Genomic DNA, 22,389 nt, shown 5'->3' on the forward strand with positions numbered 1-22,389 from the left:
GGAAAAATACCATTGCTAAGAGTTAGATTATAGGAGAAGGCTTATTGAGTTGATTTTTCTACTCGCGCACCGTTACTGTCGACTTGGAAACCATCTATTGTCGTATCTACTGCCAATTCTCCAGATACGTTTACGTAATAATATTTCCCTGAAACCTGGAACCACTGACTAGACTTCATAGCACCTGAGCTTTCGAGGTAATACCAAATGCCCTTATCCTTTAACCATCCCGTCTGCATTTCTCCAGATGATTTCAAGTAGTACCACTTAGATCCGTCTTTTAGCCATCCTGTTCTCATGGCACCACTTGTTTGGAAATAGTACCAACTTCCGTCTATTTTTTTCCAACCAAGAGCCACTTTGTCATTTTCATAGTAGTACCAGATTGTCCCCTGTTTTTCCCATCCATTCTTAGAGGTTTCCGTTTTAATTAACGGGATATAACGTCTATTCCCACTTCGTGACATATAACTAATCCATCTATAACCATCCTTTTCAAGAGTTTGATCATAATGAACACTCATTCCAGGTTCGTAGTAGTCGATGATAGTAGATGTCAATGATGGCTGATTCATAATAGCTGCTTTTTCTGTAAAATAATGTGTTCCACTAGAGGCTAGTACAGATTGATAATTTCCTACACTAGCATTCCCTACATCTTTAAAATGAATGAATCCAGTCATAGAACTTGCTTTTACTGTCCTACGATGATACGTTTCTGTATAATCGTAATTGTACTCCTCGATTTCAACCATATCTCCAATCACGTTAGAAACCCAAGCTACATGACCATGAGTTCCCCTCGTGCTCCAAGCAATAGCCCCAATCGCTGGTCTCTGATCCACACGATATCCTTCTTTTTGAGCTCGATAGCCCCATTCTTTCGCATGCCCATAAGCAGCTGGTAGTTCAAATCCATTAACACTACTTAATCGAAAAGCAGCAAAAGATGTACACTGTCTGGAGTATAGGCGCCATTTATCAATATTTTGACTTCCATTTTTATAATAATAGGGATAATCATCTCCACGTGCCAACGATCCATTGTTTGCCTGATTGGCATGAACAGTTCCACCACCAAACAGAAAAGCTCCTGCTAACAATAGTGAAGCTGTACCCACAGTCGTTCTTTTAAGCAAAGTTCTCTTTTTACTAAATGCCATTCATTCTCCTTCGAATAGATAAATTTTTGAGGTTGACCTCATTTATATCATTCGAAAGAAAAAGAAAAAAGTGAGAAAACTCCCACTTTCAACCTTAATCCAAATAGTGAATCAAATTCTTTTCTGTTAAAATATCAGAATAGGTGAAGGATTCAACATAGACATTGGCTTGTTTGTCCCCTTCAACATTTCCAAATTCAACGATAAAGAGTGATGGATAAACTTCGATAAGTTTTCCTAAGCGATTCTTTTGGCGTTTACGACCATTTTCTAAGGTCATTTCCACTACTTGTCCTTCATGCGCCTTGATTTCTTCTTTGATTTTTTTCATCTTGGCTACATCTGTAAATGCATCTGTCATCTTTGTTCCTCTCTCTTCGAAATGCTTGAGAATTTGTTATATTCTTTTTGGAAAATCAATTCTACCGTTCCACGTGCACCGCTACGGTTTTTCTCGATAATAACTTCTACTTTGTTATTAGGAAGACCTTCCTCTTCTTCGCCACCACGCTCATAATAGTCGTCACGATAAAGAAAGGCTACAATATCCGCATCCTGCTCGATAGATCCAGACTCACGAATATCTGATAATACCGGTCTTTTATCTTGACGTTGTTCAACACTACGCGACAACTGACTCAGCGCGATAACGGGAACCTTCAATTCCTTGGCCAAAATCTTCAACTGACGTGAAATCTCTGACACCTCTTGTTGACGGTTTTCTCTGCCTGTTCCTGTGATTAGCTGCAGGTAGTCAATCAAGATTAATCCAAGATTGCCTGTTTCCTGAGACAATTTTCTGGCGCGTGACCGAATTTCAGTAATCCGGATTCCGGGTGTGTCATCGATATAGATGCTTGCTTTAGCAAGATTCCCTTGAGCAATCGTATATTTGCGCCATTCTTCCTCAGTAAGTTGTCCAGTACGAATAGAGTGAGACTCTACTAGCCCTTCGGCAGCCAACATACGGTCGACCAGACTCTCTGCACCCATCTCGAGAGAGAAAATTGCAACAGTCTTGTCTAGCTTAGTTCCAATGTTTTGAGCAATATTCAATGCAAAGGCCGTCTTACCAACAGCAGGACGAGCTGCTATAATAATCAACTCTTCCTCGTGTAAACCTGTAGTCATATGATCCAAATCTTGATAACCAGTAGCAATTCCTGTAATATCAGATGTTTGTTGTGAGCGAGTTTCCAAATTTCCAAAGTTTAGGTTTAGGATATCACGAATATTTCTAAACCCACTACGATTGGCATTTTCGCTAACATCAATCAAGCCCTTTTCTGCCTGAGCAATAATTTCATCCACAGGACTAGACGCTTCATAAGCTTGATTAACAGATTCTGTCAACTTAGCAATCAGGCGACGAAGCATAGCCTTCTCTGCTACAATCTTTGCATAGTATTCAGCGTTTGCAGAGGTTGGTACAGAGTTGATAATCTCAACAAGGTAGGACAACCCACCAATATTTTGCAAATCACCTTGATCATCTAAGATCGTGCGAACAGTCGTTGCATCAATGGCTTCGCCACGATCTGACAAGTCAACCATGGCCTGAAAAATCAAACGGTGAGCATACTTAAAGAAGTCTCGAGAGTCTATATATTCTCGAACAAACACGAGTTTACTCTCATCGATAAATATAGCTCCCAATACAGATTGTTCTGCCAAAATATCCTGGGGCTGAACTCGTAGTTCCTCTACTTCTGCCATCAGACTTTCCTTCCTTTTACAAAATCAATACTCAAATCTAGCTTATCCTTCTTTTACACGAAGATTGATGACACTAGTTACATCCTGATAAATTTTTACCGGAACATCAATCAAGCCAACTGCTCGAATTGGAGATTGAACTTGAATATGACGTTTATCAATTTTAATTCCAAATTGTTTTTGGAGCTCTTCCGCAATTTTCTTGCTAGTAATTGAACCAAAAGTTCTTCCATCTGGACCAACTTTTTCAACAAACTCAACAATTGTTTCTTCTGCTTCAAGTTTCGCCTTAATTTCTTGTGCTTCTGCAAGAAGTTGAGCATGTGCTTTTTCTTCAGATTTTTGCTTCCCGCGCAACTCACCAATTGCTTGAGAAGTCGCTTCTTTAGCAAGGTTTTTCTTAATCAAAAAGTTTTGCGCATAACCTGTTGGCACTTCCTTGATTTCGCCTTTTTTTCCTTTGCCTTTTACATCTGCTAAAAAGATTACTTTCATTCTTCTGTCTCCTTTTCTCTAATTTCATTAGAAATAACGGTTTTTAGTTTATCACCTGCTTCTTGCAGAGTCATATCTGTCAGTCGGGCAGCTGCCAGGTTGAAGTGGCCTCCACCTCCCAACTCTTCCATAATCCGTTGCACATTGATCTTACTTCGACTTCGTGCAGAAATGGAAATATCACCTTGGCTGTTTTTAGCAATGACAAAGCTAGCTTCAATACCTGACATAGCTAACATAGTATCAGCTGCTTTACTAATCACTACAATATCATACTCCTTACCATCCTTGGCCTGAGCTACAAGAATAGAAGGTTGTACGGCCTGTCCTTGCAAGATTAGCTCATTAACCAATCGATACTCTTCAAAGTCAGTCGCCGCAAGTTCTTGAATTACAATACTATCACTACCACGTGTTCTTAGATAACTTGCCACGTCAAAGGTTCGGCTAGTTACACGAGAGGTGAAATTCTTAGTATCCAGCATCATACCGCCCATAAGAACACTGGCTTGGATACGACTTAAGCGAGCTTTCTTAGAGTTTTGGAATTGAATTAACTCTGTTACAAGCTCGCTCGCGCTACTTGCTCCACTCTCGATATAGGTGATAACAGCATTTTCCGGAAAATCCTGATCTCGTCTATGGTGGTCAATAATGATGGTTTGTGTAAACAAATCATAAAACTCTTTTGACAAGGTTAAAGCTGTCTTAGAGTGGTCGACCATCACTAGCAAGGAACGATTAGTGACCATTCCCATAGCTTGAGTTAGAGGTATGAGTTTTGTTACTCCCTCATTCTCTATGAATTGAATGGCACGATGAATGTCCGGAGACATTTGTTCTGCATCATAGACCACATAACTTTCATCCAAGACGTTACTCGAGAACAATTGCATACCAACAGCAGAGCCTAAAGCATCCATGTCTAAGTTTTTATGACCAACCACGAAGACATGGTCAACACTTCTCAACTTTTCAGAGATTGCCGTCATCATTGCTCTCGTACGTGTTCTTGTTCGCTTAATAGAAGCTGCAGAACCACCACCAAAATAAATTGGATTTTTCGTCTCATCATTTTCTTTTACAACGACCTGGTCTCCACCTCGAACTTCTGCAAGGTTGAGATTTGATAAAGCAACTTTACCAATACCCTCATGATCGCCATCACCGTATGACAAGCCCATACTCATGGTTAAGGCTAAATCTCTCTGCTTAGCTTCTTCACGGAAGGTATCAATTACAGAAAATTTATCCTGCATCAATTGCTCTAATACCGTATAGTCGGTAAATAAGTAGAAACGATCCATGGTCACTCTACGAGAAAATATCTGATGTTTTCCGGTAAACTCTGCGACAAAATTCGCAACAAAACTATTAATGTGACTGATGTCAGATTCAGATGTTTCGTCCTCTAAATCATCATAATTATCTACCGAAATAATACCAATAACAGGGCGACTTGTAACCAATTCTACTGTGGCTTCGTACTCTCCAGAAACGTCAAAAAAGTAGAGTACACCAGAATTTCTATCTAGATGTACCGCATAACGTTTTTCTCCCACATTTGCATAAATTCCAGGAGAAGATATGGATGTTTTTATAATTTCTTGAACTTGAGGAAGGTCAATTTCTCCATCTTCCGTTGTCAGCATTAACTCTGCGTAGGGATTGAACCACTCAATCTCACTACTTTCCATGTTTAGTTTGACAACTCCAACCGGCATCTGTTCTAAGAGTGAACTTAAACTATCTTCCGCCTGATGGTTTACGTATTGGATTTGTTCAATTTCTGTTTTTTGATAAGACTTCTTCTGAAAATAAAATAGCAAAAGAAATGCCACCATTAAGAAAAATAAGCATGCTATTGTGACTAGGTTATTTTGAAGAAAAATAACCAATACAGTCATGATTATAAAGGCAATCCCAACAAATAAGTATATAAAAAAGGGATTCATTTCATTTTTTTTCATTACAAACCTCTTGCGCAATATTATACCATATTTGCACTGAAAAAGCGACCTTTAAAGAAGGAGTAGCACTTGTGCTCAATGTAGTATTCATGAACACAAAAGGTGGTTTACACTAGTGTAAACCACCTTTTTAGTCTAAGCATATTACATATTATGATTCTTTTACTTCAAGAAGACCAATATCTCCATCTTCGCGTCGATAAATGACATTTGTAGTTTCATCTTCAACATCGATATAAATGAAGAAATCATGGCCCAATAAGTCCATCTGAAGAAGTGCTTCTTCAAGGTCCATTGGTTTTAAATCAATTTGTTTTGAACGAACAACTTTAGGTTGAGCAGCATCTGTCTCTTCTACCAAGGCATCTGTAAATAGTTGGCTAGTAGAAACTTTATTTCTGTTCTTACGTTCAATTTTAGTTTTATTTTTACGGATTTGACGTTCAATCTTATCTGTCACCAAATCAATAGATCCATACATATCTTGAGAAACGTCTTCTGCACGAAGAGTTATAGACCCAAGCGGAATTGTTACTTCTACCTTAGCAGTCTTTTCACGATACACTTTCAAATTGACACGCGTATCTAATTCTTGATCTGCTTGGAAGTATTTTTCGATCTTTTCGAGTTTAGAAACTACATAATCACGAATTGCTTCAGTTACTTCTAGGTTTTCACCACGGATACTATATTTAATCATATAAGTACCTTCTTTCTAAACATATTTGTTTTTCTACATTTATTATAACGCTTTCATTATCTTTTTGCAATCTTTTTCCTCATCTTACGAGGGAAAAAGTTTTAACCTCTTCTGCTCCTGCATTCTCTAGCATACTCTTGACACGGTTAACAGTCGATCCTGTCGTATAAATATCATCAATCAATAGAATCTTCTTTGGAATCCTACTGTCTTCTTTAATAAAAAACGGAAGTTCCGTGGCCAAACGCTCCGAACGATTTTTAGAAGAACTTGCTTTCTCTTCTCTTTTCCCTAATACATCCAGATGGGAAAGTCCTGCAGCTTCTATTAGGCCTGCAACCTGATTAAAACCTCTTTTTGCATACCTCTCAGGGCTTAACGGTATTAAAATAAAATGATAATCCTTGTATTTTTTTAAATTCTCATTTAAAATCAATGCAAAAACTTTTCGGAGAATATAATCGCCATCAAATTTGTAACGATTAAAGAAGTCTTTCATGGCTTGATTATAACTAAAAATCGCTTCATGGCTTACTTCAATCCCTTCTTTACACCAAAGTTGACAATCTTGACACAAATTTGACACTCCTTTTTTATGACAATTTGGACAATGTTCTTCCCCAATCATTTCAAAACTTGAGAAACAAGCTAAACAAAGTGAATCCTCCTCCTTTTTCAACAAAAGAAGATTGCTAAAAGTTAGCCTGCTTTTCAAATGCTGTCCACATAGTAAACAAGTCATAAGCTAGCCTCCTTGTTCATCAGTTTAATTTCCTTTATAGCATTCTTAATCGAACGATTTAATCCATTATGAAAGAAAATTAGATCTCCTGTAGGTCTATCCATGCTGCGACCTACACGTCCTCCAATTTGAATGAGGCTTGATTTTGTAAAAAGACGATGGTTTGCTTCTACGACACAGACATCAACACAAGGGAAGGTAACTCCGCGCTCCAATATTGTTGTGCTTATCAATATGGTCAATTCCCTATCCCTAAAAGCTTGAACTTGCTCTAATCTATCTTCAGTAACTGAGGATACGAAACCAATTTTCTCATCTGGAAGTTTCTCTTGTAAGATTTCCTTCAACTTTTCTCCCTTTGTAATTTCTGATGCAAATATTAGTAAGGGGTAGCCAGTTCTTCTCTGGTTTTCAACATATCTTTTTAGCTTTGGTGGTAGGCGAAACTCATCCAAACATTTATCCAGATCAGATAGCCAAACGGGTTTTGGAATAATTAAAGGATTTCCATGGAACCGCCTTGGCAGGCTTAGTCGTTTTAGCTCCCCTAAGCGAACCTTCTTATCCAACTCATCTGTAGAAGTTGCGGTGAGAAAAATTCTGAGTCCATTTTCCTTTACACAATTCTTTACAGCTTTGTAAAGCATCTTGTTGTCAACATAGGGGAATGCATCTACTTCATCTACTATTAGTAAATCAAAAGCGTGATAAAACTTTAATAATTGATGAGTTGTTGCAACAACTAGTGGTGTCCGAAAGTATGGTTCAGACTCACCATGCAGTAAAGCTATTTCGCAAGCAAAGTCATTCTGCAATCGCTTATACAATTCCAAACAAACATCTATCCGTGGACTTGCTAGACAAACTGCGCCACCATCATTAATAACTTTCGCAACAACTTTATAAATCATCTCTGTCTTCCCAGCGCCAGTCACTGCATGAACTAAAGTCGCTTGCTGCTTCTCTACTGCTTGAAGTAAGCCTTCTGATACTTTCTCTTGAAATGGAGTCAATTGTCCCTTCCATATAAGAACATCTTGTTTAGGAAAATCTTCTTGAGGGAAATAATATAAGGCCTGATCACTCCTAACTCGCTTCATCAACAAACATTCTCGGCAGTAATGAGCATTAATAGGTAGAGACCATTCATCTTGAATCATACTATCACATCGTTGACAGAAGAGTTTCCCCTTCTCTTTTCTCATGCTTGGCAGCTTCTCCGCCAGTTGTCGTTCTTCAGGGCTTAATTCTTGTTCTGTAAAAAGTCGACCAAGATAATTTGGATTTATTTTCATACTTCTTTATTCGTAAAATATAGAATTTTAGACTATTTTTTAGTACAATAAAAATATGGAATTTAGAACGATAAAAGAGGACGGACAAGTCCAAGAAGAAATCAAAAAATCACGATTTATTTGTCATGCAAAACGTGTCTATAGTGAAGAAGAAGCTCGTGACTTTATCACTGCTATCAAAAAACAACACTATAAGGCTACCCACAACTGCTCTGCTTTTATTATCGGTGAGCGCAGTGAAATCAAGCGAACCAGTGATGATGGGGAACCAAGTGGAACTGCTGGTGTACCTATGCTAGGAGTTCTAGAAAATCACAATTTGACCAATGTTTGTGTAGTTGTTACCAGATATTTTGGTGGTATCAAACTGGGAGCAGGAGGTCTTATTCGCGCTTATGCAGGTAGTGTTGCCTTAGCTGTCAAAGAAATTGGAATTGTTGAAATTAAAGAACAAGCAGGGATTCAAATTCAAATGAGCTATGCTCAATATCAAGAGTATGGAAATTTTCTTAAAGAACATAATCTTATGGAACTCGAAACCAACTTTACAGATCAAGTTGACACAATTATCTTTGTCGATAAAGAAGATGAAGAGGATACCAAAGCTGCCCTCATAGAATTTTTTAATGGGAAAGTTATCCTAACAGATCAAGGCTTACGAGAAGTTGAAATTCCTGTAAACCTTGTGTAAAGCACTTTAAAATACCTTCCCTCAATTTTTAGATTTACACTGACTATTTTTCTGATTGTTATAAAAAAATCCTATCGCTTCGATAGGATTTCTATATTTTACAAAAGTTTAAGATAGCGTTATACTAGAAGCATCTTATATAAAGAGGTGCTAACATGGCTATTTATAACAATATCACAGAACTTATCGGAAAAACACCGATTGTTAAATTGAATAACATTGTACCAGAAGGTGCGGCAGACGTTTACGTAAAACTAGAAGCTTTTAACCCAGGTTCATCTGTTAAGGACCGCATTGCTCTCAGCATGATTGAAAAAGCAGAGCAAGAGGGTAAACTGAAACCAGGATCTACTATTGTAGAAGCAACAAGCGGGAACACTGGTATCGGTCTTTCATGGGTTGGTGCTGCTAAAGGTTATAAAGTTGTCATCGTTATGCCTGAAACAATGAGTGTTGAACGCCGTAAGATCATCCAAGTTTATGGTGCTGAACTAGTCCTCACTCCCGGTAGTGAAGGAATGAAAGGTGCGATTGCAAAAGCGCAAGAAATTGTTGCTGAACGCGATGGTTTCCTACCATTACAGTTTAATAACCAAGCTAACCCAGAAGTTCACGAAAGAACAACAGGAGCTGAAATTCTAGCTGATTTCGGAGCTGATGGTTTAGATGCCTTTGTTGCTGGTGTAGGTACTGGAGGAACTATTTCTGGTGTCTCTCACGCTCTTAAATCGGCTAATTCAGACATTCAAGTTTTTGCAGTTGAGGCAGACGAGTCAGCAATCTTATCAGGTGAAAAACCAGGACCTCACAAAATTCAAGGTATCTCTGCAGGATTCATCCCAGAAACACTTGATACAGAAGCTTATGATGGTATTGTTCGCGTGACATCAGACAATGCTCTTGCACTTGGTCGCGAAATTGGTGGAAAAGAAGGCTTCTTGGTAGGTATTTCTTCTGCCGCAGCTATCTATGCAGCAATCGAAGTTGCTAAAAAACTGGGGGCAGGTAAAAAAGTCCTTGCGCTTGCACCAGATAACGGAGAACGTTACCTATCTACAGCACTCTATGAATTCGAAGTGTAGTCTCCTAAATACACTAAATAGAAAAAGCAACATGACCAGCATGTTGCTTTTTCTTATATTCTATTTTTAATGATTACTAATACGTCTGCGATACTTTGGAGGTTGTCAATTTCTTCATCACTAATCTCAATTCCAAATTCATCCTCAATGGTTAGGACAAATTCCATCAAATCTACTGAATCAGCATCCAAATCGTCCTTTAAGCTCAAGTTTTCGGTTACGACAAAGTCTTCTCCTTGACGCTCTTGAATGATGGTTACGATACGGTCAAAAATTTGTTGTTCTGTCATATTGTTCTCCTTATTCCTCTGAAAATTCACGCGCAGTTTGAGCAACTACATCTGTCTCAAGCATGGTACGAATCTGGCGTATTGTGCTATAGACAGCCTTGACATCACTTGAGCCATGAGTCTTAACTACTGGTGCCTTAACACCAAACAGAACCGCACCTCCAACATCTGAATAGTTGAGCTGTTTTTTCAAACCTCTGAGGTTATCCTTAAGAAGGAAAGCCCCTAGCTTGGCTCTAAGACCGCCACCTACAATAGCATTTTTAAGCAAGCCCATGATACCCATAGCAGTCCCTTCAATAGCTTTGAGAACAGCGTTTCCCGTGAAACCATCTGTTACGACTACATCAGCAACACCATCCATCAAATCACGCGCTTCCACGTTCCCGACGAAATTCAAACTCTCGTCAGCCACTAATAGGTCATAGGCTTCCTTGCGGAGTGGATCTCCCTTGCTGCTCTCTGTCCCGTTATTAAGCAAACCTACACGAGGTTTTTCAATACCACGAACATTTCTAGCATAGAAGGAACCTAGAATAGCGTATTGATGCAGGTGATGAGCTGTATTTTCTGCATTAGCACCAAGGTCAAGCATGTCAAAACCTTTTCCATCAATAGTTGGCAAGGTTGACATAAGACCTGGTCGATCGATATTTTTGATACGACCAACGATGAAGAATCCTGCTGCTAACAAGGCACCTGTATTTCCTGCAGAAAGAACTGCATCTGCCTCTCCGTCTTTGACAGCCTTGGCCGCCAATACCATGCTAGCATTTTTCTTCTTGCGGATAGCTTTTGTAGGCTCATCGTCTGAGTCGATTTTTTCATCTGTATGGACAATGCTAACGCGCTCTGCGGCTGTTAGATATTGTTTGATTTTACTTTCGTCTCCGTAAAGTTGAATCTCAATATCTGAAAAGTCAGCAAGGGCTTGATTAACTCCCTCTACAATAGCTTGTGGTGCGTAATCGCCACCCATTGCATCAACTGCGATTTTTTTCATTTGTCTTCCTCTTTCAGTAGTTGGCCCCAGTCGGCTAGGGAATCAATAAATTTCTTTGATTTCAGATGAATGCCGACATATTCCTCGTAGATTTGGTCCATAAACTTGCGCAAGTCCTGCTTGATTTCGGCCTTAAGTGAGATAGTCTCCAAGGTCTCAAAATCAATGGCTTGAAATTGATTGAGCAGATAAGGAATATTGGGATTTAAATGACATCGTTTCTCATCTTCATGGTAATGAGCGGGACAAAGACAACCCCCGTATTTGAAGGAGAAGTCAAAGGCTTGCCCCACACGATGACAAAAGGTACACTCATTAAAGTTGAGACTGATTCCAAAACGTGTCAATATTTGAATTTCAAAAATATTTGTCAAAACTTGATAATCCAGACCCTCTTCCATCAGCTCTAAAGTCTTTTGCAAAAAAGCAAATAAGGGAGCATCTTCTTGGTTATCCTGCAAACTCGCATCTGCCAAGGCTGCAACGTAAGTTGCATAAGCCATAACAAAGAGGTCACTATTGATTTTCGGAAAAGTCTTCACCTCATGATAATCTTCTATATAACTAAGTCCATCGTCATTGACTTTTAGGAGAAAATGAGCTAAGACTAAAGGTTGAATGACAGGAGCTAGTTTGGATTGGCCGGCGTGTTTGACAAAAAACATGCGCTTGCCTGCCTGTTCTGTAAAGATTTTAACAAGCTTATCATCCTCTCGAAAATTTCGATTGTAAAGTACTAAACCCTGACTCGTAATCGATTGAATCATGCTTCTCTCATGTACTCCTCAAGTCGTTTCATAGCTTCTCTAATGGTTCCCATGCTAGCTGCATAAGATAGGCGAACATAGCCTTCTCCATACTGTCCAAAGGCAGCACCAGGGATAAAAGCAACAGCCTTCTTCTGGGCAAAATCTTTCAGAAAAGCAAAGGAATCTTGATTATAGCCTGCCGGAATCTTAGCAAAGATATAAAAAGCCCCATCTGGTTTGATAATCTCAAAACCAAGGTCAGTCATCTTGTTGATAATATAGTCCCGACGCTGGATATATTCCTTCTTCATGGGTTCTGCATCGTTCTTACCAGCTGTTAAGGCTTCTACTGCAGCATGTTGCGCCATGGTGTTTGCAGCAGTTACCAAATACTGATGACTCTTGATGAGTTGAGCTGTGAAGTTTGCTGGTGCAAAGATAAAACCTAAACGCCAACCTGTCATGGCATGGGATTTAGAAAGACCGTTAATGATAATTGCCTGATCTCTCAACATAGTTCCCAAAGATACATGATTTTCCCCTGTATAGGTCAATTCTGAGTAGACTTCATCACAGACTACGAAAATCTCATACTTACGTAAAACAGCTGCCAAGGCTTCCAAGTGTTCGCGACTATAGGTAATTCCTGTAGGGTTGGCTGGATAGTTGAGAATAACTGCCTTGAGCTTGTCACCCTGCTCTAAAATCGCTTTTTCCAACATCTCAGGCGTCAAAACAAAACCATTTTCAGTTGTGTCAATCTCGACAATCTCTGAACCAACTAGATTAACTATTGGCTCATAGCCAGGATAGGCAGGAGCTGGCAAGAGAACCTTGTCTCCTTCCTCCAAAATAGCTGTCAGAGTGGCTGATAAAGCTTCTGTCGCACCAATTGTGACCAAGATTTCATTCTCTGGATTGTAGTCTAGCTGATATTTCTCTTTTACAAAATCACTCGCCGCCTGACGCAATGTCAACAAACCACTCATCCCTGTATAGTAGGATTGGTCTTGATCAATGGCTCGCTTTGCAGCTTCCTTGACATGATCTGGCGTTGTAAAATCTGGTTCTCCCAAGGTCAATCGCAGGACACCAGGAATCTCTGAAATAGCCTGGTCAAATTGACGAATCAAGGAAACTTGTATCTTATCTAATTGTTTATTAAAGCGTTTGGTTAAGTCCATATATATCCTCCTTGATCAAAGAACATATATCTATTATACTACAAAAGCTCTCTGACCGCAAAATTCCGTTAATTTACAACCTTATTCCTACTTTCTATTTTACTTTTCTGACAGACAAGATTATAATAAGAAGTGCTTATTTTCGGAGGTTTTTATGTCATTTCTATCAAAGAATTGGGCAGGACTGTTAGCCTGTCTTATTATATCTATCATTTCTTGGGTTTTAGGAGATTTTCTGCCTGTTGTAGGAGCACCAGTTTTTGCCATTTTTATCGGAATGATTCTCCATCCTTTTATCACTTCCTATACACAACTGGAAGCCGGCTTGACTTATAGCTCCAAAAAACTGCTTCAGTATGCTGTTATCTTACTGGGTTTTGGACTCAATATCTCACAAGTTTTCGCAGTTGGAAAATCTTCCCTCCCTGTTATCCTTTCGACCATTTCTATCGCTTTAATTATTGCTTTCTTTTTCCAACGATTTTTTAACATGGATACAAAGCTAGCTACCTTGATTGGAGTTGGGTCTTCTATCTGTGGAGGTTCTGCCATTGCTGCGACAGCTCCTGTTATCCATGCCAAGGAAAAAGAAGTGGCCCAAGCCATTTCTGTTATCTTTTTCTTCAATGTCTTGGCGGCTCTCATCTTCCCAACTTTAGGTTCTTGGCTTCATCTCTCCAACGAAGGTTTTGCTCTATTTGCGGGTACTGCTGTCAACGATACTTCCTCTGTAACAGCTACAGCTAGCGCCTGGGATAGTCTTTACAATACAAACACTCTTGAGTCTGCCACTATTGTCAAACTGACACGCACCCTGGCTATTATCCCTATTACTCTCTTTTTATCCTATTGGCAAAGCCGTCAACAAGGCAACAACCAAGGGGTAAAGCTTAAAAAAATCTTCCCCGTTTTCATTCTCTACTTTATCCTAGCTTCTCTGCTAACGACCATTCTCACTTCATTCGGTGTCAGCAATAACTTCTTTGCACCTCTCAAGCAACTCTCCAAATTCCTCATCATCATGGCCATGAGTGCCATCGGTCTCAAAACCAACCTCATCGCCATGGTCAAATCCAGCGGCAAATCTATTCTTCTCGGAACCCTTTGCTGGATTGCTATCATCCTGACTAGTCTTGGTATGCAGTCACTCATCGGTAGTTTTTAATAAAAAAAGTAGCTTTTCAGCTACTTTTTTATTGTTCTAGAATCAATCGTGTATGTTCTCTCTTTATGCAACGATTCATCACGATATCATTGCATCCTCCATCACGCAAGATTTCTTCTGCTTCCAAACTTTCAAGCCCTAGTTGCGCCCAAAAAATCTTGGCATCCGCTTTGAGAAAATCACGTGCTACATCCGGTAAAAATTCACTGCGACGATATACGTTGACGATATCTACAGGAAAAGGAAGCTCAGCTAGACTGGCATAAGCCTTTTCTCCCAAAATCTCGCCACCTGCAGCTTTAGGGTTAACTGGAATAATTTTATAGCCACGAGCCTGCATTTCTTTAGTCACTCGATTGCTAGTTGTTTCCTCACGATCGGATAAGCCTACTACAGCTAGAGTTTTACTGGTTGCTAGATACCGACGGATCACTCCATCACTTGGATTGATAAATTCTTGAGTCATAGAAACCCTCCTTTTTCATCAGTATAGCATATTTTGAAAGGGTTTGTAGAAATTTGCTATGAAAATAAAAAATCCTCTTAAAATTAAACTATTCATTTAATTTTAAGAGGATCATAAAGATTTTATTTAAAGATTATTCTCTTGTTGGTTTATACTGAAGGCTTTCTCCGTGTTGTTTGACAAAGTCACTCAACTCTGAATCAGGAATTTGTCGAAGGTAGAGATTGGCACGAATCGTATCATCTTCTTCACGACAAGTAGAAAGCACAAGATATTTATCCTTAGCTGATACCTTGACATTTGGTTTCTTAACCTCTGCAGTATCATAAATAGTAGTTAGCTGTTTCTCAAAATCTGCATCATCATCAAAAGAAGTACGGTAAAAAGCTGTTTCTTCTGGAACAATAATCATGGCAACAGCTTCATAATAGTACTTTCTCTCTGGAGTTTCAATGACAACATAAGGGTGTGCATCAAAATATTCTTGGCGACTGAAATAGTTCACATCTTTAAACATACGGTGATCAGGAACTTTACTACCACGAGCGTGACCAAATAACCAAGTTAATCGATCGCTAAAATCCTTCTTGTTATCAGCGTCCATAAAGACTGTCCCCATTAAAGGCTCGTTAACTCCATCAAAGCGCTTATCTAAATAAGTCGCATTATCCGTTGTTTGAACGACTGGTTCATCTAACTGTGTACCCGGAATATATACATACCCCACAGTTTCAGAGTTTGTTGCAAGTAAACCTTTAAATTTATTAGAGAGATATTCCTTTTCTTCCTCGCTAGCAGTATAAGCTTGCTTTGACGCTTCCTGGGTAACGGTAGTTTCAGTCGTCTTATTCTCACTTGATGCTGAGAAGCTGTTATTATATATAAACAAGCCTCCCAAAGCAACGATAGCTACTGCTGCGATAGAAGCAATTATTTTAGTAATTGGTGTTTTCTTTGTTCTAGAGTGTCCACTCATTTTTCTACCTCGTTATTTACTAAAAAAATCACTGAAACAAAGTTTCAGTGATAGTATACTTCACCAAATAAATAAATTATTTAACAGCGTGTGTTTTTGGAAGGGCTTTTTGACCTGCTTTTGCAGAAGCTCCTGCTTTTTTAGCTGCTGCATCTGCTTTTTTAGCTTGGTCTACAGCACCTGGTTTACCACCTTCTGGTTGAGTTGCTGCTTGGTCAGCTGCTGCTTGATCAGGAGATACTTGTTCAGCTACACCATGGTTAAGAGCTTTATCTTCTTGATCACGCATGTCTTTTGTTTTGTTGTCTTGAACGCCAGTTGGATCGTTCCAGTATTTACCTTCAGCATAAGCAGTGTCACGGTATGCATCTTGAAGGCGAGCTACATATTTGTTGCGTACAACATTACGTGCTTCAGTACGAGCTGCTTCAAGTTTAGCAACGTAATCGCCGTAAAGGTGACCTGATCCGTATGCTTCAAGAGCTTGTTTTGCTGCTACAACTGCTGCATCGTTTTCAGCTTCAGCGTTAATTTCAGCTTCGTGTGCTGCTACTTGTGTGTTTGCTTCGTCAGCGATGTCGCGTTCTGAAACGTAGTGTTTTTGAATCAATGCATTTGAGCTATATGAATTGTCAGATGCAAATGCTGGAGCTGCTACAGAAAATACTGCAAGAGCTGCTACTGATGATAATAAAACTTTCTTCATTGTTTTATCTCCTCTTTAATTTTAAAATTTAATTATAAGGATAATCCTTATTACATCAAATTATATCATATAAATCTAAGTTGTCAAGCTTTTTTTAAAATAAATTTATTTTTTTCTGGTAAAAAATAAGTAAAATTCATTCTAATTTAAAAAATCAAATAATATTCTTGAAACAATTGATACAAAAACATTTAAAATCCGAACAATACTGACATCTATGAGCGATAGGGTTCTGAATTAATGAGCGTTTTTTTATTTCCTCAACTGTAAATTTAAATAGTCTTATCAATACTAAATAATGGAGAAAGAGGACGTTTTTCATGGATACGTACAATAGCATCACCTAGGAGATGAGCGATAGAAATTTGTTCAATCTTATCAATCAAACGTTCTTCTGGAAGATAGATAGTATCCAAAACAACCAATTTTTTAATGGCTGATTTCTGGATATTCTCCATTGCTGGACCAGAAAGAACTGGGTGCGTACAACTTGCGTAAACTTCAACAGCTCCTGCTTCTGCTAGAGCATCCGCCGCATGACAAATGGTTCCAGCTGTATCAATCATATCGTCAATCAAGATACAAGTCTTACCTTCTACCTTACCAATGATATTCATAACTTCACTAGTATTCATCTTGTCTACACTACGACGCTTGTCGATAATGGCAATTGGAGTTTTCAAAAATTCTGCTAATTTACGAGCACGAGTCACCCCACCGTGGTCCGGGCTGACAACGACATAGTCGGAACCAACCATGCCACGACGCTCAAAGTAATCCGCAATCAATGGAGCACCCATCAAGTGATCCACCGGAATATCAAAGAAACCTTGAATCTGTGCAGCGTGCAAATCAATCGTCAACAAACGATCAACTCCAGCGACCTCAAGCATATTTGCAACGAGTTTTGCAGTGATTGGCTCACGCGCTCTTGCCTTTCTATCCTGACGTGCATAACCATAGTAAGGCATAACAACGTTGACAGATTCTGCACTCGCGCGCTTCAAAGCGTCAACCATAATCAAAATCTCAAGTAGATTATCATTTACTGGTGAGCTAGTTGATTGTAGAATAAAGACGTGTTTTCCACGGATCGATTCTTCGATATTAACTTGAATTTCTCCGTCTGAAAATTGACGAACAGTCGATTTTCCCAACTCTATCCCAATCTCTTGCGCCACACGCTCTGCCAATTCTCTATTTGAAGAAAGGGCAAACAGCTTTAAATCAGAAAAAGACATGATTTCCTCCGGTATTTATGTATCACTTGTGTTTTTCACAACATTTTTCCATCTACCATTGTAGCGCTTTTTTCTCAATTTTTCAATAAAAAATAAGACAAGAGTAGACTTTTATACTCTTATCTTATACTATCTTATATTAGTGATATCAAAGGTGAAACTTGTCAATTTTCTCATCCTACTTCATGCTACTCCAGAAGCTTTTAATTAGAAAGTTAGTATATCTCCCTCATACTACCTGTATCCACATCGTAAACTGCTCCTGAAATAATAACATCATCTGGAATTAAGGGGCATTCTCGCAGCAATTTCATATCCTCTCGAACACTCTCATCGATGTCTTGAAACGGTAAAAAGTCCTGCCCAGATACATCAACTCCCAATTCACATTTTAGGTGCTCTTGAAAATCCTCGTTATTGAAGGTTTGAGCCCCGCAGTCTGTATGATGAAGAACCACAATTTCTCTCGTCCCCATTTGTTGTTGGGAAATTACAAGTGAACGAATCATATCCTCAGTCACTCGACCACCCGCATTCCGTAAAATATGGGCATCTCCCAGAGCTAGCCCCAGAGCTGGCGCAACGTGTAGACGCGAATCCATACAAGTTACGATTGCAACCTTGGTCTTGGGTTTAATGGATAAATGCAAATCTCCATGTAGTTCTACATAAGCTTGATTGGCTTTTAAAAAATTTTCAAAATAGGACATGACAACTCACTTTCTAGCCTGCCAGATAATTTGAACACCAAATTATTTATCTCCTATCTTACCATCTTTTCTTTGTCTTGTCAGCTGTCAACTTTCATATAAAAAAACTGGGACAGAGACATCCAGCAACTAGCTTGGGTTTCTGTCCTAGTTTTTTAATATTATGAACTTTTTTGGATATACTTGTTAAGAGAGCCTGCAAAGCTCTGAAGATTGAGACTTTGTACATAGACCTCACCGGTACCTCGGAAGGTATTCACCACTCCTTCGCCCGTACCTATAGACTGCCAGAAGCCATTTTCTAAGTGGATATCATAGTCCAGAGATTGACTCCAAGCCACCACATGGGCATTGTCAATCGTTATTTCTTGGTTTTGCAACTCAATTTTCTTAATAGATCCAAAAGCATTGGCCAAAAGAGTTCCCTGACCTTGGGTTGTCATCACAAAGAGACCGCCTTGCCCTCCGAACAGAGCTTTCCCAATAGACTGGCGCTCCATTGTATAGAAAGCTGTACCATCAAGAGCTAAAAAGGCCCCATCATTCAATCGATACTGCTTTTCTCCTAGCTCAAGAGCAATCACTTGACCAGGAGTATCTGGTGCTAAAGCAAGGTTTCCGTTGTCAGACTCTGCAACAGCTTGAGTGATAAAGGTACTTTCACCAGAAACCATTGAACGCCCTACAGCTTTGACAAAACGTCCCAAACCAGAACCGCTTGCATTGAGCTGGGTATTGAGACTTACATTAGGTGTGTGGTAGACCATGCTACCACGCTGAATAAAGACCGTTTCTCCCTGGTTGAGCGACAACTCTACCAAAGGAAACTGCATGTGACTATCCATAGAAAATTTCATCAGAAATTCCTCCTTACTTTTAATAAATGTTAGCAATAAAATAATTAGTAATCTAAACCTGAGTAAAACGATTAGGAGAATACTTTTTTCAAGACTTCCTGAATAGTCGTCACCCCAATCACCTGAATTTCCTTAGGTGGCTTTATACCTGTTAGGGAATTTTTTGGTACATAGATTTTTGTAAATCCAAGCTTAGCAGCTTCATTGATGCGTTGCTCGATACGATTCACGCGCCGAATCTCTCCTGTCAAACCAAGTTCTCCTACAAAACATTCCTGAGGATTGGTTGGCTTGTCCTTGTAGCTAGAAGCAATAGCAACTGCAACAGCCAGGTCAATAGCAGGTTCATCTAATTTGACACCACCAGCTGATTTGAGATAGGCATCCTGATTTTGCAAGAGAAGCCCTGCACGTTTTTCCAAAACAGCCATAATTAAGCTAGCACGATTGAAATCAAGCCCTGTCGTCGTACGCTTAGCATTTCCAAACATGGTCGGCGTCACCAACGCCTGCACTTCCGCAAGAATTGGACGTGTTCCTTCCATTGTAACAACGATGGACGAGCCAGTCGCTCCATCCAAGCGTTCTTCCAGAAATACCTCACTAGGATTAAGAACTTCAACCAAGCCACCTGACTGCATCTCAAAGATTCCAATCTCGTTGGTCGAGCCAAAACGGTTTTTAACTGCTCTCAAGATACGGAATGTATGGTGGCGCTCCCCTTCAAAGTAAAGAACCGTATCTACCATATGTTCCAACATTCGAGGTCCCGCCAAAGTTCCTTCCTTGGTCACATGCCCTACGATAAAGATAGCAATGTTATTGGTCTTGGCCAGCTGCATGAGTTCAGCTGTAACCTCACGTACTTGGGAAACCGATCCTTGTACCCCTGAAATTTCAGGAGACATAATGGTCTGAATCGAATCGATGATAAGGAAATCCGGCTGGATACGTTCGACTTCTGCACGAACGCTCTGCATATTGGTCTCAGCATAGAGATAAAACTCACTGTCGATATCACCCAAGCGCTCTGCACGGAGTTTGATCTGTTGAGCAGACTCTTCACCACTAACATAAAGAACTGTTCCCACTTGAGACAGCTGGGTCGAAACTTGTAAAAGAAGCGTTGATTTCCCGATTCCAGGATCCCCACCAATGAGGACGAGACTTCCTGGGACCACACCTCCACCTAGTACACGATTAAACTCCTCCATCTCGGTCTTAGTTCGATTAACATTGATAGATGTTACTTCAGCCAGTTTCATTGGCTTAGTTTTCTCACCCGTCAAGGACACACGCGCATTCTTGACCTCTGCAACCTCAACCTCCTCCACAAAAGAAGACCAAGCTCCACAGTTTGGACAGCGTCCTAGATACTTGGGGGAATTATATTCACAATTTTGACACACAAATGTCGCCTTTTTCTTTGCGATGATAAACCTCTTTCTAAATCTCTATCTCACACTCAATCACTTGACAAAAATCAATCTTATCATTTGCCACAAACTGCCGTATCAGCATTCGATGGGCTATAACTACCACAGTTTGATGTTCCCGATACTTAGCCATGCATTCTAGAAAACGAGTCTTCATCTCTACAGCTGTCTCATATTGAACAGGAGAATTTGGGAGCAACTCCCCATTATTTTCTAAAAATAGTCTTCTAGCTTCTTCAAATCTATCTATGCCACTTTCATAGACCTGCCATTCATGCAATAATGGCTCCACTCTCAAAGGAAGCCCAGTAGCACAAGATACATAAGAAGCCGTTTCTAATGCTCGTGTCACTGCAGAAGACACCAGTATATCAGCTGAGTCAAACAAAGGATTTTTGCAAAGTTCCTGAGCTTGTTGTCTTCCTTTCACCGATAAAGGGGCCAAGTCTATCCCAAATCCCGTATAAGAACGCTCCTCTAACTCACGGTAATCTGGCTCTCCATGACGTACAAAGATAATCTTCATCTTAGTGCCCAGTTGATCCAAACCCACCAGTACGAACTCCGTCTGCCTCATCTCCATCAGCGATTAAAAATGGTGCAAAGACAGCCTGAACTACACGTTCTCCAACTTCAAGAACAACTTCTTGATCTGTGATATTCTTCATCTGCGCAAAGATATGTCCCTCATTCCCTGGATTACCATAATAGTCTCCGTCAATGACACCCACAGAGTTAATCAAGACCAAACCTTTTTTACGAGGATTTGATGAACGGTCATAAAGATAGAGCACTTCAGTCGGCTGCATATAAGCCTTAACACCCGTTGGGACGAGAACAATCTCTCCTGGAGCGATAACCGTACGCACCGCAACCTTTAAGTCGTAACCAGCTGCATGCGCTGTCTCACGCTTTGGTAGCAAATTTTCATCTGTAAAACTAGAAACTAATTCAAAACCACGAATTTTCATATTATTCCTCTTTTTAATCATTTATTCTAGGCTATTTTATCTTATTTATTCGAAAAAAGCACGAAAAAAGAGCACACAATTCACACTCGCTTAGGGCTGCTGGATTCCTCCCCTGACCCGCTTCACGCAGAACTGTTGCTCCACTGTTTATTATACCACATTCTCCTCTATTTTTAAAGAGAAATTATTTTTTACGTCTATTACGGAAAAAGTCCTGCATAATCCCTGCGCACTCATCCTCTAAAATCCCTGTTTCAACCTCTACACGATGATTGAGACGTTCATCCGTCAAGATATCGTACAGACTCCCAGCAGCACCAAATTTTTGGTTCTTAGCCCCGTAAATAACCTTTGGAATACGAGCAAGACCAATTGCCCCACTACACATGACGCAAGGCTCAATGGTCACAAAAAGGGTACAATCGAGCAAGCGCCAGCTCTCTTCGCTCAAATTAGCATTCTCTATGGCCATAATTTCCGCATGCATAACTGCCCGTTGCAACTCCTCACGAGCATTATGCCCACGACCAATAATTTGTCCGTCCTTAACAATGACACAACCAATGGGGATTTCATCATGCTCTAAAGCAATCTCTGCTTCCTTTAAGGCCTCTCTCATAAAAACTTCTTTTTCTTCAAGCGTGTAATCCATTTCTTCTCTCTTTCCTAGCTATCAACTCTACAATTATACCACGTTTTTTTAGACAAAAAAAGCCACCAAATGCGGTGACTTTATAGGGAGATTATTATGAAAAAGAAAAGTTTAGGAAATTTGTTACAA

Annotated in this window: 25 protein-coding genes and 1 other RNA gene; 3 read left to right on the forward strand and 23 right to left on the reverse strand. The window is 39.7% G+C overall.

Annotated features, from left to right (window positions below; translation table 11 throughout):
* Window positions 1-41: 41 nt before the first annotated feature.
* From QM859_RS08445 to QM859_RS08480, 8 genes are all read right to left on the reverse strand, one after another.
* Entirely contained in the window at window positions 42-1,163 is a 1,122-nt protein-coding gene (locus QM859_RS08445; protein ID WP_006150528.1) for an N-acetylmuramoyl-L-alanine amidase family protein, read from the reverse strand.
* Between the two features lie 94 nt (window positions 1,164-1,257).
* On the reverse strand, window positions 1,258-1,524 hold the full coding sequence (locus QM859_RS08450) for a Veg family protein (protein WP_000128621.1): 267 nt from the start codon (window positions 1,522-1,524) through the stop codon (window positions 1,258-1,260).
* Window positions 1,521-2,879 (reverse strand): replicative DNA helicase, encoded by a 1,359-nt coding sequence (dnaB, locus tag QM859_RS08455; protein ID WP_006150520.1) that lies wholly within the window; start codon window positions 2,877-2,879, stop codon window positions 1,521-1,523. Before dnaB ends, QM859_RS08450 begins: the two co-directional genes overlap by 4 nt.
* A gap of 42 nt (window positions 2,880-2,921) precedes the next feature.
* Window positions 2,922-3,374: a 50S ribosomal protein L9 gene (gene rplI / locus QM859_RS08460; protein ID WP_004250991.1), complete on the reverse strand. Its 453-nt coding sequence runs from the start codon at window positions 3,372-3,374 to the stop codon at window positions 2,922-2,924.
* Complete coding sequence (locus QM859_RS08465; protein ID WP_462217806.1) at window positions 3,371-5,344, reverse strand: GGDEF domain-containing protein; 1,974 nt, start codon at window positions 5,342-5,344, stop codon at window positions 3,371-3,373. Before QM859_RS08465 ends, rplI begins: the two co-directional genes overlap by 4 nt.
* A 151-nt stretch (window positions 5,345-5,495) precedes the next feature.
* Complete coding sequence (hpf, locus tag QM859_RS08470) at window positions 5,496-6,044, reverse strand: ribosome hibernation-promoting factor, HPF/YfiA family (RefSeq protein WP_414262771.1); 549 nt, start codon at window positions 6,042-6,044, stop codon at window positions 5,496-5,498.
* 79 nt (window positions 6,045-6,123) lie between these two features.
* Window positions 6,124-6,786, reverse strand: coding sequence for a ComF family protein (locus tag QM859_RS08475; protein WP_414262772.1), 663 nt, complete (start codon window positions 6,784-6,786; stop codon window positions 6,124-6,126).
* The gene (locus tag QM859_RS08480) at window positions 6,783-8,081 is read right to left on the reverse strand and encodes a DEAD/DEAH box helicase (RefSeq protein WP_414262773.1); all 1,299 of its coding nucleotides are present in this window, start codon (window positions 8,079-8,081) and stop codon (window positions 6,783-6,785) included. The genes QM859_RS08475 and QM859_RS08480 overlap by 4 nt, the downstream gene beginning before the upstream one ends.
* A 55-nt stretch (window positions 8,082-8,136) precedes the next feature.
* On the opposite strand from QM859_RS08480, the gene QM859_RS08485 reads away from it, so the two are divergent.
* Window positions 8,137-8,772 (forward strand): YigZ family protein, encoded by a 636-nt coding sequence (locus tag QM859_RS08485; RefSeq protein WP_414262774.1) that lies wholly within the window; start codon window positions 8,137-8,139, stop codon window positions 8,770-8,772.
* A gap of 155 nt (window positions 8,773-8,927) precedes the next feature.
* Window positions 8,928-9,854, forward strand: coding sequence for a cysteine synthase A (gene cysK / locus QM859_RS08490; protein WP_414262775.1), 927 nt, complete (start codon window positions 8,928-8,930; stop codon window positions 9,852-9,854).
* Window positions 9,855-9,907: 53 nt separating this feature from the next.
* Here the strand turns inward: cysK and QM859_RS08495 are convergent, their stop codons facing one another.
* The 4 genes from QM859_RS08495 to QM859_RS08510 are packed head-to-tail and all read right to left on the reverse strand — an operon-like array spanning window position 9,908 to window position 13,080.
* Window positions 9,908-10,144 carry an acyl carrier protein gene (locus QM859_RS08495; RefSeq protein WP_414262776.1) on the reverse strand — a complete coding sequence of 79 codons (237 nt, stop codon included), beginning with the start codon at window positions 10,142-10,144 and terminating at the stop codon, window positions 9,908-9,910.
* 10 nt (window positions 10,145-10,154) lie between these two features.
* Window positions 10,155-11,147, reverse strand: a complete 993-nt coding sequence (gene plsX / locus QM859_RS08500) for a phosphate acyltransferase PlsX (RefSeq protein WP_414262777.1) — start codon at window positions 11,145-11,147, stop codon at window positions 10,155-10,157.
* Window positions 11,144-11,914: a DNA repair protein RecO gene (gene recO, locus QM859_RS08505; protein WP_414262778.1), complete on the reverse strand. Its 771-nt coding sequence runs from the start codon at window positions 11,912-11,914 to the stop codon at window positions 11,144-11,146. The genes plsX and recO overlap by 4 nt, the downstream gene beginning before the upstream one ends.
* Window positions 11,911-13,080 (reverse strand): pyridoxal phosphate-dependent aminotransferase, encoded by a 1,170-nt coding sequence (locus tag QM859_RS08510; RefSeq protein ID WP_414262779.1) that lies wholly within the window; start codon window positions 13,078-13,080, stop codon window positions 11,911-11,913. The genes recO and QM859_RS08510 overlap by 4 nt, the downstream gene beginning before the upstream one ends.
* Before the next feature lie 154 nt (window positions 13,081-13,234).
* On the opposite strand from QM859_RS08510, the gene QM859_RS08515 reads away from it, so the two are divergent.
* On the forward strand, window positions 13,235-14,245 hold the full coding sequence (locus QM859_RS08515) for a YeiH family protein (protein ID WP_414262780.1): 1,011 nt from the start codon (window positions 13,235-13,237) through the stop codon (window positions 14,243-14,245).
* Between the two features lie 28 nt (window positions 14,246-14,273).
* On the opposite strand, the gene QM859_RS08520 is transcribed toward QM859_RS08515, so the two are convergent.
* The 11 genes from QM859_RS08520 to tadA all read right to left on the reverse strand — a co-directional run bounded on the left by QM859_RS08520 (window position 14,274) and on the right by tadA (window position 22,260).
* On the reverse strand, window positions 14,274-14,711 hold the full coding sequence (locus QM859_RS08520; RefSeq protein ID WP_414262781.1) for a CoA-binding protein: 438 nt from the start codon (window positions 14,709-14,711) through the stop codon (window positions 14,274-14,276).
* A gap of 133 nt (window positions 14,712-14,844) precedes the next feature.
* A complete protein-coding gene (gene srtB / locus QM859_RS08525) occupies window positions 14,845-15,687 on the reverse strand; it encodes a class B sortase, LPKTxAVK-specific (protein ID WP_004250360.1) in 843 nt (280 codons plus the stop codon).
* A gap of 76 nt (window positions 15,688-15,763) precedes the next feature.
* The gene (gene abpA / locus QM859_RS08530) at window positions 15,764-16,393 is read right to left on the reverse strand and encodes an amylase-binding adhesin AbpA (protein WP_414262782.1); all 630 of its coding nucleotides are present in this window, start codon (window positions 16,391-16,393) and stop codon (window positions 15,764-15,766) included.
* Window positions 16,394-16,665: 272 nt separating this feature from the next.
* Window positions 16,666-17,634, reverse strand: coding sequence for a ribose-phosphate diphosphokinase (locus QM859_RS08535; RefSeq protein ID WP_414262783.1), 969 nt, complete (start codon window positions 17,632-17,634; stop codon window positions 16,666-16,668).
* Between the two features lie 215 nt (window positions 17,635-17,849).
* A complete protein-coding gene (locus QM859_RS08540; protein WP_004250355.1) occupies window positions 17,850-18,344 on the reverse strand; it encodes a beta-class carbonic anhydrase in 495 nt (164 codons plus the stop codon).
* A gap of 161 nt (window positions 18,345-18,505) precedes the next feature.
* Entirely contained in the window at window positions 18,506-19,201 is a 696-nt protein-coding gene (locus QM859_RS08545; RefSeq protein ID WP_414262784.1) for a TIGR00266 family protein, read from the reverse strand.
* 71 nt (window positions 19,202-19,272) lie between these two features.
* Window positions 19,273-20,634: a DNA repair protein RadA gene (gene radA, locus QM859_RS08550; protein WP_080581389.1), complete on the reverse strand. Its 1,362-nt coding sequence runs from the start codon at window positions 20,632-20,634 to the stop codon at window positions 19,273-19,275.
* Window positions 20,635-20,647: 13 nt separating this feature from the next.
* Window positions 20,648-21,214, reverse strand: coding sequence for a histidine phosphatase family protein (locus tag QM859_RS08555; protein ID WP_414262785.1), 567 nt, complete (start codon window positions 21,212-21,214; stop codon window positions 20,648-20,650).
* Window positions 21,165-21,608, reverse strand: coding sequence for a dUTP diphosphatase (locus QM859_RS08560; protein ID WP_000701988.1), 444 nt, complete (start codon window positions 21,606-21,608; stop codon window positions 21,165-21,167). Before QM859_RS08560 ends, QM859_RS08555 begins: the two co-directional genes overlap by 50 nt.
* A gap of 52 nt (window positions 21,609-21,660) precedes the next feature.
* An RNA gene (gene ffs / locus QM859_RS08565) (signal recognition particle sRNA small type) lies at window positions 21,661-21,760 on the reverse strand.
* A 32-nt stretch (window positions 21,761-21,792) separates the two neighbouring features.
* The gene (gene tadA / locus QM859_RS08570) at window positions 21,793-22,260 is read right to left on the reverse strand and encodes a tRNA adenosine(34) deaminase TadA (protein WP_303407645.1); all 468 of its coding nucleotides are present in this window, start codon (window positions 22,258-22,260) and stop codon (window positions 21,793-21,795) included.
* Window positions 22,261-22,389: the final 129 nt, after the last annotated feature.

The organism is Streptococcus infantis, from assembly GCF_047463175.1.
GTDB classification, from domain to species: Bacteria; Bacillota; Bacilli; order Lactobacillales; family Streptococcaceae; genus Streptococcus; species Streptococcus infantis_AC.